Annotated in this window: 8 protein-coding genes and 1 riboswitch; of the genes, 4 read left to right on the top strand and 4 right to left on the bottom strand. The window is 57.3% G+C overall.

What is annotated here, in order from left to right:
- The 4 genes from AB1724_20220 to AB1724_20205 all read right to left on the bottom strand — a co-directional run.
- The coding region (locus AB1724_20220; protein ID MEW6080143.1) for a sugar phosphate nucleotidyltransferase at positions 1 to 142 on the bottom strand (142 nt) is incomplete at its 3' end.
- 211 nt (positions 143 to 353) lie between these two features.
- Positions 354 to 1,397: a dTDP-glucose 4,6-dehydratase gene (gene rfbB, locus AB1724_20215; protein MEW6080142.1), complete on the bottom strand. Its 1,044-nt coding sequence runs from the start codon at positions 1,395 to 1,397 to the stop codon at positions 354 to 356.
- Entirely contained in the window at positions 1,394 to 2,299 is a 906-nt protein-coding gene (rfbD, locus tag AB1724_20210; GenBank protein ID MEW6080141.1) for a dTDP-4-dehydrorhamnose reductase, read from the bottom strand. Before rfbD ends, rfbB begins: the two co-directional genes overlap by 4 nt.
- A gap of 202 nt (positions 2,300 to 2,501) precedes the next feature.
- The gene (locus tag AB1724_20205) at positions 2,502 to 3,596 is read right to left on the bottom strand and encodes an AAA family ATPase (protein ID MEW6080140.1); all 1,095 of its coding nucleotides are present in this window, start codon (positions 3,594 to 3,596) and stop codon (positions 2,502 to 2,504) included.
- A gap of 265 nt (positions 3,597 to 3,861) precedes the next feature.
- On the opposite strand from AB1724_20205, the gene AB1724_20200 reads away from it, so the two are divergent.
- The 4 genes from AB1724_20200 to AB1724_20185 all read left to right on the top strand — a co-directional run bounded on the left by AB1724_20200 (position 3,862) and on the right by AB1724_20185 (position 10,730).
- Positions 3,862 to 4,887: a FecR family protein gene (locus AB1724_20200; protein ID MEW6080139.1), complete on the top strand. Its 1,026-nt coding sequence runs from the start codon at positions 3,862 to 3,864 to the stop codon at positions 4,885 to 4,887.
- A gap of 111 nt (positions 4,888 to 4,998) precedes the next feature.
- Positions 4,999 to 5,643: a TetR/AcrR family transcriptional regulator gene (locus AB1724_20195; protein MEW6080138.1), complete on the top strand. Its 645-nt coding sequence runs from the start codon at positions 4,999 to 5,001 to the stop codon at positions 5,641 to 5,643.
- 16 nt (positions 5,644 to 5,659) lie between these two features.
- Positions 5,660 to 8,920, top strand: coding sequence for a fused isobutyryl-CoA mutase/GTPase IcmF (gene icmF, locus AB1724_20190; GenBank protein ID MEW6080137.1), 3,261 nt, complete (start codon positions 5,660 to 5,662; stop codon positions 8,918 to 8,920).
- Positions 8,921 to 9,112: 192 nt separating this feature from the next.
- Positions 9,113 to 9,199: riboswitch (cyclic di-GMP riboswitch) on the top strand.
- 238 nt (positions 9,200 to 9,437) lie between these two features.
- A complete protein-coding gene (locus tag AB1724_20185; protein MEW6080136.1) occupies positions 9,438 to 10,730 on the top strand; it encodes a TolC family outer membrane protein in 1,293 nt (430 codons plus the stop codon).
- Positions 10,731 to 10,758: the final 28 nt, after the last annotated feature.

Below are 10,758 nucleotides of genomic sequence, written 5' to 3'. Positions count from 1 at the left end.
CCCGGATGCCGCCGAGCATGAGCACGGACAGGGGGTAATAAATCATGGGTTTGTCGTAAACCGGCAGCAGCTGCTTGCTGGTAACCCGGGTCAGGGGATAGAGCCGGGTGCCGGAGCCGCCGGCCAGGATTATACCTTTCATCATAACCTCATATAGCTGACTTCGTTAAAATTGAAATTTCAGATTTTGTAAAAAATTAAATTCAACGGTTTCGAGAGGAGTCCTTTTCCCGATTCAATTCTTTTAACAACCAAACCTTGTGGCCACGGTTGTTTATAGCGATACCCTTGAAACTTTAAAACCTTAATCACTTAATCACTATCTTTATATAAATAACCGCACAAATCGTTTTTTACGAATAATGTTTTTCTATCCACTCCCTGTATTCGCCGCTTTTGACCCGGTTCACCCAGGCCTCGTTGCTCATGTACCAGTCGATGGTGGCCTCGATGCCTTCCGCCATGGTGACGCGCGGTGCCCAGCCCAGTTCGGACCGGATCCTGGCGGCGTCGATGGCGTAGCGCCGGTCATGGCCGGGCCGGTCTTTGACAAAGGTGATGAGCTTGCGGCAGCACCCTTTTGTCCGTCCGGTTTTGGCGTCGATGGCGTCGCAGATCATCTCCACCAGCGCGATGTTTTCCATCTCGCAGCCGCCGCCCACGTTGTAGGTCTCACCTTCCCGGCCGCGGCAAAGGATCTCCCACACGGCCCGGCAGTGGTCTTCCACATGCAGCCAGTCGCGGATGTTACGGCCGTCCCCGTAAACCGGCAGGGCTTTTCCCTCCAGAGCGTTTAATATCATCAGGGGGATCAGTTTTTCCGGGAACTGATAGGGGCCGTAATTATTGGAACAGTTGGACAGGGTCACCGGCAGGCCGTAGGTGGCGGCATAAGCCCTGACCAGGTGATCGGAGGCGGCCTTGGAGGCGGAATAGGGGCTGTTGGGCTGGTAGGCGGTGGTCTCCGTGAAATACCCTTCCTTGCCCAGGCTGCCGAAGACCTCATCGGTGCTGATGTGATGAAACCGTGCCAGGCGGCTTTTACGCTTGCGGGCGATTTCCAGCAGGTTGAAGGTGCCGATGATATTGGTCTGAATGAAGTCATCCGGCGCGACAATGGACCGGTCCACATGGGATTCGGCGGCAAAATGGCAGACGGTGTCGACGTCGCTTTCTTCGAAGATCCGGTTCATGGTCGCCAGGTCGCAGATATCCGCCTTTAAAAAATGATAGCGGCCGGGGTAGGCCTGATCGATGCCGGCGAGGTTTTCCGGATTTCCGGCGTAGGTCAGGCTGTCCACGTTGATGATGCGGCCGTCAAAGTCCGTTTGGCCCAGGATAAAGCGGATAAAGTTGGCACCGATAAAGCCGCAGCCGCCGGTGACTAAAAGGTTCATGGACTTTTTCCGTCTGTTGAGGTTAATGGCCGGCACTGCTCCAGCAGGGTTTCACCGTACCGGTCCAGGTAGTCATCCAGGTCTTTCTGCCAGGCGCCCATGCGGTTGCGGTTTTCCGCTTTGAGCCGCCGGTTTTCCAGGATCGAACAGGCGGGGCGGACGGCCGGGGTGGGATATTCCCGGGTCTGACAGGGGACGATTCGGTTGGGGACATTCAATTTTTCCAGAAAATAGCGGGCGAATTCAAACCAGGTGCAGGCCCCTTCGGCTGACGCGTGATACAGGCCCTGGGCCGGCGGATCGATCAGTTCGTCGATCTGCCTGGCCAGGGTCAGGCTCCAGGTGGGCGAACCATACTGGTCGTTGACGACTTTCAGGGGCTGGTCCGGCGCGGCCAGCGCTTTTTTTAAAATAGCTTTAATAAAGTTGTGGCCGGAAAAGCCGTACAGCCAGGCCGTGCGCAGGATGAGGTGCCGGTCGGTGCAACGCGCCACCGTCCGTTCGCTTTCGCGTTTGGTCACGCCGTAATAGGACAGGGGCGCCGTCTCGTCGGTCTCGACGTAGCTTTCCGGGAATATTTTTTTCCCGTCAAAGACATAATCCGTGGAAATGTGCACCATCAGGGCGCCGCACTCCGCGGCGCCGGCGGCCAGGTTTTCAGCGCCGGTCACGTTCACGGCCCAGGCCAGGCGCTTCTGGGTTTCGCACTGGTCCACCAGGGTGAAGGCGGCGCAGTTGATGATCACCTCCGGCCGGGCCTGACGCACGAACGCCAGCACCCGGTCCGGGCGGGTGATGTCCAGGTCTTCGATATCCACGCAGGTTAACGCGTGGCGGTCGCCAAACACCGCCTGGCAGTCCCGACCCAGCTGGCCGTTGGCGCCGGTAATCAAAATGTTCATGTCAGTATTTCGAATCAATATCCGCGGATGGCGTCCGGGCTCCTGTTAAATCAGGGCCCGGTCATGAACTGATCATACAGTCGGAAGTCATCCGGAAGTCAAACGATGGGTGGAACATAGCAGGAAAAAAACCGATAGTAAAGGTTTGACAAAGGCCGCAAATTTAAAAGAATCTGCAAAAGGCAATTTTTAGAGGTGCCCTTTAGATATATTTTTTAGCAAGCGTTTTATCCACCGTCAGGGAGCGGCTTCCGTCTTTTTCCTCGATCAGGCCGGACGCAAACGGGTCAAACTGGATATCCGCGATGATTTTGTTAAACACTTCCCGCAGGGCCCGGGCGCCGATCCGGGAATTGGTTTCCGCATGGGCCGCGATCAGGTCCAGGGCATCGTCGGAAAGCCGCAGGTCGATGTTAAACGTTTGAAAATATTCTCTGGCGTTTATATACGGCGAGTCCACCGCGGTGAGAAGAATATGCTTCAGGGCGTCCTTCTTCAGGTTCTCCAGCACGGTGGTGCCGCTGAACCTGGAAATGAACTGGGGGATCATGCCGTAGGCAAACAAGTCATCGATCTTGAGATATTCCTTCAGGGTGAAGATGACCTTTCGTTCCGGCCGTTCCGTGGCGTCGTCCCAGACGAAGGTTTCTTTGAGCTTTCTTCCGTTCTTGCCGGATTCCACAATGGCATAGACTTGATTGTACAGCTCCTCAAAAGCGCCGCCGCAGATAAACAGCATTTTGGCGGTGTTGACGGGTATCCGCACGGCCCGCCTGGCCCCGTCCTGGATGACGGATGTTTCGATATAGATGGTTTCCCCTTCCAGGATGGTCAGCAGGGCCTGTTGAATGACGATACCCGAGACGTTTGTCCGTCCGGAAATTTTTGATGAAATTTTGTCCACTTCATCCAGACAGACGGTGGCGTTTTCAATATGGGTCTTCAACTCCCTGGCGGTGACCGAGGCGCCCAGGCGGTTTCGCACACCCGCCTCAAGGTCTTTGAATATCCGATGAAGATTAACTTCCCCGGTGTCATCCACCAGGGTATTGGCGTTCATGACCGACATGGCCTGAAACGCCTCCAGTTCCTTGTGGTCCCGGTAAAACTGGAAGACGGAGTTCATGATGGTCGTTTTGCCGGTGCCGCTGTTGCCGACAAGGAAGATGTTGCCCCATTTAATGCCGCTGATATGCTTGAAGACGGAAACGGAAATCTGTTTTAAAACCTCATCCTGTCCCAGCACCTTCCGGGAAAGATAGGCAAAAATATCTTTGGGTTGAATGCTAGCGGTCATGGCGATTCCCCTGTGCGGATCTTGTCCGGTAACAGTAAAAAGAAATAAATCAGGTAAAGCAGTGCTTTCAATTCCATAATTTTCCTATATCAGGGCCGTGGACAGGTGTCAATTGTTGTAGATAACTGTAATAATTTGTAAAACAAAAAAAACACGGTATTGAATTATTGACAATTAATTCTGTTTTGTATAAATATGCAGCCATCATTGATGCTGTATGAGTTCAGCCGTTATCATTGCTTAACCATATCCTGGAGGTGTTGCCATGTCTAACGCAGTCAGGAAGTTTCTTTCGTTTTTTCTGATATTACAACTCGGTATCCCTTGTTCAATTTTTGCGGCGGCAATCGGTGAGTTTACCTCGGTCGAGGGCGCTGTCACGCAGATGAGGGCGACGGAAGCAATCAAGCCCGTCGTGAAATCACCGATTCAAGAAAAAGATGTCGTCATCACGGATCGGGCATCTTCGGCCATGATGACTTTTTCTGATGACAGCACCATTACCCTGAGCCAGAACTCAAAACTGGAAATCAATCAATTCCTTTTCAAAAAACAATCTCGCGCGGCCGTTTTTTTACTATCAATCGGTCAGTTGACGGCCACCGTCGGCAAATTCATTGGCGGCGATAATCTTTACGAAGTTCGTTCGCCGACCTGCGTTCTTGGCGTCAGGGGAACGGGCTTTGGCTTTATCGAATCCAGGGATGAAGACAGGACAAAGGCGACGGTCAGTTGTACGGAAGGGTCGCTGAATCTGTCAGCCTTGTCAGATACCGGAGCGGTTGTCTCCACCGCCGTGCTGGAAGCGGGCCAGATGGCCGTCATTACCGGAGGCGTCATCACTGTTTCTTTGATTAGCGCTGCAATAGCAACCGGCGGTGGCACCGCCACGGCCGAGTCAGGCCTGTCAACCGGTGCGATAATAGGGGCAAGCGCCGCTGCCATTGCCGGTACAGCGGCGGCGGTAGCAGCCGCAAATAGTGGCGGCGGGGGCGGCGGGGGAGATAGCCATGATGGCACACCAGAACCTCCGCCTGCTTCGGATTGCACGCTTGGGGCTTCAACGGGGGAAGTGTATTATTCTGGAGACTGTGTTTATTCCGAGGTGGCCCTGACTGGCGACTGTTTGAATTGTTCCTGGGTCCAGGGATGGGTGTGCGAGGACCCCATCACTACCACTTGCCATACGTATTACCTGACAAATAACGGATATAAATCGCCTGTATGTGATTGCTCGGACACCGCCTGTATTCAAAACAGCGCTCAATTAACAGTCGATCACTGTAAGTGATACATTAAAAGAAGGCGATAGCCTTTTTATCATTGACAGGTGAATTGAAGGGTTTTATTTATGATTGAGCGCTCGCTCGGTAAGAAAAAGTTTTAAACAAGGACAGAGAAAATGGCGGACTCGCCTTCAGGCATCCACGAAGTCCCGACGGAAGTAAAGGACAAGGACCTGGTTCACAAGCGGCGGCGGCAGATTGTCGATGCCTCGGTGGCCCTGTTTGTGGCCAACGGCTATCACAAGACCACCACCCGGCAAATCGCCCGGGCCACGGGCCTGTCCATCGGCAGCCTGTATGAATATGTCTCCACCAAGGAGGATATTCTCTACCTGGTGTGTGACGCCATTCACGCCGAGATGGAGGCTTACGTGGACGAGGTTTTGTCTCACCAGCAGCCGGTGCTGGAAACCCTGCGGCAGGCCGTGCGCGGTTACTTTACCGCCTGCGACCGCATGAGCGACCACATTCTGCTGATTTATCAGGTGACCCAGTTCCTCCCGCCCAAGTGGAAGTCCCGGGTGCTGGAAAACGAGATCCGGGTGACCGGCATTTTCAAAAGCCTGCTGGAAAAAATTGTGGCCGCGGGGGAAGTGCGGGGGGTCGACAGCCGCCGCATCGACCTGGTGGCTCACAATATTGCCGTGATGGGACATGCCTGGGCTTTTCGGCGCTGGTTTTACGCCCGGCATTATAACCTGGAAACTTATGTCGCCTTCCAGACGGAAAATATCCTGGGGGCGTTTACCGGAAAAGGATAATCAATAAGGAGTAAACATGGAACCCCAACCCTATCAGCCCAAACATCATATCCGGGTCGTGACCGCCACGGCCCTGTTCGACGGCCATGACGCCTCCATCAACATCATGCGCCGCATTCTCCAGGATACCGGCGTGGAGGTGATCCATCTGGGTCACAACCGCTCCGCCAGCGAGATCGTCCGCGCGGCCGTGGAAGAGGACGCCCAGGGGATCGCCGTATCCAGCTACCAGGGTGGTCACATGGAGTTTTTTACGTATATCCTCGATCTGCTCAAGGCGCAGGAAGCCGGGCACATCAAGGTGTTCGGCGGCGGCGGCGGTGTCATCGTGCCGGACGAGATCCGGGAGCTGGAGGCCCGCGGCGTGGCGAAAATCTATTCACCGGACGACGGCGCTCGCCTGGGACTCCAGGGCATCATCAACCACATGGTCAAAACACTTGATTTTTCAACGATTGACGGGCGACCGGGGGATCTGGACCGGTTGTCGGCCGACAACCCCGGAATGGTGGCCCGGATGATCACCCAGGTGAGAACGGCCGAGGATGCCGCGGACGGATCGCTGGATAAAATCCGGCAGGCCCTGGACGCGAAAACCGGTAGCCGGGTCGTGCCGGTGATCGGCGTCACCGGCACCGGCGGGGCCGGCAAATCCTCCCTGACCGACGAACTGATCCTGCGGTTTCTGATGGATCCCGGCGATACCCGGGTAGCGGTCATCTGCGCCGATCCCTCCCGCCGGAAAACCGGCGGCGCCCTGCTGGGCGACCGCATCCGCATGAACGCCATTAACAGTTCCCGGGTGTACATGCGCAGCCTGGCCACGCGGCAATCCCACGCGGAAATTCCTTCGGCCATGGCCGAGACCATCGCGACCGTCAAGGCCGCCGGTTTCGATCTGGTGGTCGTGGAAACGGCCGGCATCGGTCAGGGCAATTCCAACATCGTCGGCCTGGCCGACGTTTGCCTGTACGTCATGACCAGTGAGTTCGGGGCCGCCTCCCAGTTGGAAAAGATCGATATGCTCGATTACGCCGATATCGTGGCGGTCAACAAGTTCGAGAAACAGGGCTCGGAAGACGCCCTGCGGGACGTGCGCAAGCAGATGCAGCGAAACCGCAAGGCCTTTGACGTCCCGCCGGATCACATGCCGGCCTTCGGCACCATCGCCTCCAAGTTCAACGACGACGGCGTCACGGCCCTTTATCACGCCCTGCTGGACAAGCTGGCGGAAAAGACCGGTATCCGGTTTGAAACCTGTCTGCCCAAAAGCGGCGCCACCTGTTCCACCAGCCGCGCGATTATCATTCCGGCCGAACGCACCCGCTATCTGTCGGAAATCGCCGAGACCATCCGCGCATACCATGAAGAGACCCGGCAACAGGCCGACGCCCTGCGCCGGGAGTGGCATATGGCCGAATCCAAACAGGCCCTGGCCGACAGCGGCGCGGCCAGGGCGGCCGCGGATCTGGACGGCCTGCTGGAGCAGGCCTGGCAGTCGGTCACCCCGGAGACCCGGGGCTTGCTGGATCAGTGGTGCCGGATCAAGGATTCTTATTATGAAGACGAACTGGTCTATTCGGTCCGGGGGGAGGAAATTCGCCGGCCCCTGATTACCCGGTCCCTGTCCGGCACCCGCATCCCCAAGCTCGCCCTGCCGGATTACACCGATCCGGGAGAAATTTTCGCCTGGCTGCGCCGGGAGAACCTGCCGGGGTTCTTCCCCTTTACCGCCGGCGTGTTCCCGTTAAAGCGCGTGGGCGAGGACCCGACCCGCATGTTCGCCGGCGAAGGCGATCCGGCCCGGACCAACCGCCGTTTCAAGCTATTGTCCGCGGATTCGGAGGCCAAGCGCCTGTCCACGGCCTTTGATTCGGTCACCCTCTATGGTTTTGATCCGGACACCCGGCCGGACATTTACGGCAAGATCGGAACTTCCGGCGTCAGTGTCTGCACCCTGGAAGACGTCAAGGTGCTTTACGGCGGCTTTGAACTGTGCGCGCCCAACAACTCGGTCTCCATGACCATCAACGGACCGGCACCGATCATGCTGGCCATGTTTTTAAATGCCGCCATCGACCAGCAGGCTGAGCGGCGGCGGGCGGAAAAAGGCCGCGATCTGACGGCCGAGGAGGCCGAAGCCGTTCGGGCCCGGGTCCTGGCCAATATCCGGGGAACGGTCCAGGCCGACATCCTCAAGGAAGACCAGGGCCAGAATACCTGCATCTTTTCCATCGAATTCGCCCTCAAGATGATGGGCGACATTCAGGAATTTTTTATCGCCAACAATGTCCGCAACTTTTATTCGGTTTCCATCTCCGGCTACCATATCGCCGAGGCCGGGGCCAACCCCATCACCCAGCTGGCCCTGACCCTGGCCAACGGCTTCACCTACCTGGAGTACTATCTCTCCCGGAACATGCCACTGGACAGCTTTGCCCCCAATTTCTCTTTTTTCTTTTCCAACGGCATGGACCCGGAATACACGGTCATCGGCCGGGTGGCCCGGCGCATCTGGTCCGTCGCCGTCCGGGAAAAATACCGGGGATCGGAACGCTCCCAGATGCTCAAGTACCACATCCAGACATCGGGCCGGTCCCTGCACATGCAGGAGATCCAGTTCAACGACATCCGCACCACCCTGCAGGCCCTGTGCGCCATCTACGACAACTGCAACAGCCTGCATACCAACGCCTATGACGAGGCCATCACCACGCCCAGCCCCGAGTCCGTGCGCCGGGCCCTGGCCATTCAGCAGATCATCAACCGGGAGTGGGGGCTGGCCAGAAACGAGAACCCGCTCCAGGGCAGTTTCATCGTCGATGAGTTGACCGACCTGGTGGAAGAGGCGGTGCTGGCCGAGTTCGACCGCATCACTTCCCGGGGCGGGGTGCTGGGGGCCATGGAAACCGGGTACCAGCGCTCCCGTATCCAGGAGGAGTCCATCTATTACGAAATGCGCAAGCATACCGGCGCCCTGCCTATTATCGGCGTGAACACCTTCATTAATCCCGACGCCTCCGCCGAGGCCGCCACCGCCAAGCTGGAACTGGCCCGGGCCACCGAGGACGAGAAACAGTCCCAGCTTGACCGGTTGAGGGCATTCCAGCAAAAGAATCAGGATGAGGCCCCGAAGGCTCTGGCCCGACTGAAAGAAACGGTCCTGTCCGGCGGCAATATCTTCGCGGAGTTGATGAACACCGTCCGCTGCTGTTCCCTGGGGCAGATCACCGGCGCCCTGTATGAAGTGGGCGGCAAATACCGGCGGGGCATGTAGCCCGGAGGATGCCATAAAAATCAATTATATTCAAAAGGTTATTGCCGCCTCCGACCCTCCCGGCGGGTTTCAATAAATTTTTATTGATTTATGTTAGATGAGGGGCATATTATTAATTATTTAGTTAAGGATACAGTTATAGTTATTTATTAATTATTTTTAAAATTTATAGACGGTATTATTGACGCTGACTCTTGTTAAAGCCAAACTCCGGGTGACCGGGGGACGGAAAGCCACGGGTCTTTAAACATTCAAATAAAAGACAGCCGAGCCGCCAGGAGGGCAACTGCTTATAAGCCGGACTGTCATCGTTTTAGACAGGCCGGCTTTTTTATTGCGGGGAGAGAGAAAGTTACAGTTTCCGGGACCATCAACAAACGCCAAGAGGGGAGAAGACATTTTGAAGAGGACTAACGGGGAGTGGATTGCAGGTATCAGGACGGGGCTGGCTGGACAAGAGAAAACCCCTGTTGCGGCAGCCTGGCTGGCGGCGGCCGTTCTGTTTTGTATAACGGCCGTGGCATTGCCAGCACGGGCGCTGGATTTGAGTGAGGCTTTTGGTTTGGCGTTGAATCGGGATCCACGGTTCGCGGGCATGAGGTTCGAGCGCGAGGCGGAGCAGGAGGTGCTGCGACAGGCCTGGGCCGGGGTGCTGCCGTCTTTTAATGCCGAGGGGGTGTATACGGAGACCTCTCAGGATATCATCAGTTCGGACAACACCGTGTTTGGTTCGGGCAAGTCCGATTTTCCCACCACGGAGTATACCCTGACGCTGACGCAGCCGTTGATTGATTATGCGGCTTTTATGAACATCAAGCGGGCCAGGGCCCTGGCCCGGGGGGCGGACAAGGAGTTGGCGGCGGCCCGCCAGGATCTGGCGGTGCGGGTGGCCACGGCTTATTTTGCGGTGCTGGGGGCCTTGGACCGGCTTGCGGCTACCCGGGCCGAGGAGGCGTCCGTGGCGCGCAATTATGAACTGGTGGATGAGCGGTTCAAACAGGGGCTGTCCACGCGGACGGAATATTATGACGCCAAGGCCCGGCTGGCTGACGTGATGGCCAACCGGCTGGCGGTGGAGAGCGATCTGGACGATGCCCGTCAGGCGTTGGAGGAGATCATCGGCAGTCCGGCCGGGGATCTGGCGCCGTTGCGGGACGAGATCCCGCTGATTTCGCCGGATCCGGCCGATGCCGGGGTCTGGATCGATGCGGCCGTCAAGCAGAATCCCGCGCTGGAGGCCGTGCGCCAGACGGCCGAGGCGGCGCGCCAGGATATCCGTCGCCAGCGGGCGGCGCACTATCCGGTGCTGAACCTGGAGGCCAATCACAACTGGACCGAAACCGAAGGAACGCTTTTCGGCGGGGGCAGCGAAGTGGAAACCACCGAGTACCTGTTCCGCCTGAACCTGCCCCTGTACCAGGGGGGCGTGGTCAGCGCCCGGACCCGGGAAGCGATTCAGCGGCTGAACAGCTCCCTCCAGGAGGAGGAGCGGCAGACCCGGGCACTGGAGCGGGAGACCCGGGCGGCGTATTTCGGGGTGGGCACGTCCATCGAGCGGGTGGTGTCGTACCGGGAGGCGGTGGAGGCCCAGCGGCTGGCGGTGGAGGGCAAGGTGGAAGGCCACCGGTCGGGACTTTTCACGATCCTGGCGGTTCTGGACGGGGAGAGGGATCTTTCCCTGGCCCGGCAGAACTTTGCCATGGCGCGGTATGATTACATCGTCAACAGCCTGATCCTCAAGAAGACTTCGGGGATTCTGGGTGACACGGATATTGTTGCCGTCAACGAATGGCTGAACTCGCAGCCATAACAACGGTCATTCCTAACGAAAAAGGGGG

This window comes from Thermodesulfobacteriota bacterium (assembly GCA_040753795.1).
Lineage (GTDB): Bacteria > Desulfobacterota > Desulfobacteria > Desulfobacterales > Desulfosudaceae > JBFMDX01.
The sequence above is the reverse complement of the archived record's forward strand: the minus strand, read 5'-3'. Positions and strand labels throughout refer to the sequence as shown.

Coding starts and splice junctions, on each gene's coding strand:
- AB1724_20195 (MEW6080138.1), top strand. CDS start 4,999: ATGGCGGACTCGCCTTCAGGCATCCACGAAGTCCCGACGGAAGTAAAG.
- AB1724_20200 (MEW6080139.1), top strand. CDS start 3,862: ATGTCTAACGCAGTCAGGAAGTTTCTTTCGTTTTTTCTGATATTACAA.
- rfbB (MEW6080142.1), bottom strand. CDS start 1,397: ATGAACCTTTTAGTCACCGGCGGCTGCGGCTTTATCGGTGCCAACTTT.
- rfbD (MEW6080141.1), bottom strand. CDS start 2,299: ATGAACATTTTGATTACCGGCGCCAACGGCCAGCTGGGTCGGGACTGC.
- AB1724_20205 (MEW6080140.1), bottom strand. CDS start 3,596: ATGACCGCTAGCATTCAACCCAAAGATATTTTTGCCTATCTTTCCCGG.
- icmF (MEW6080137.1), top strand. CDS start 5,660: ATGGAACCCCAACCCTATCAGCCCAAACATCATATCCGGGTCGTGACC.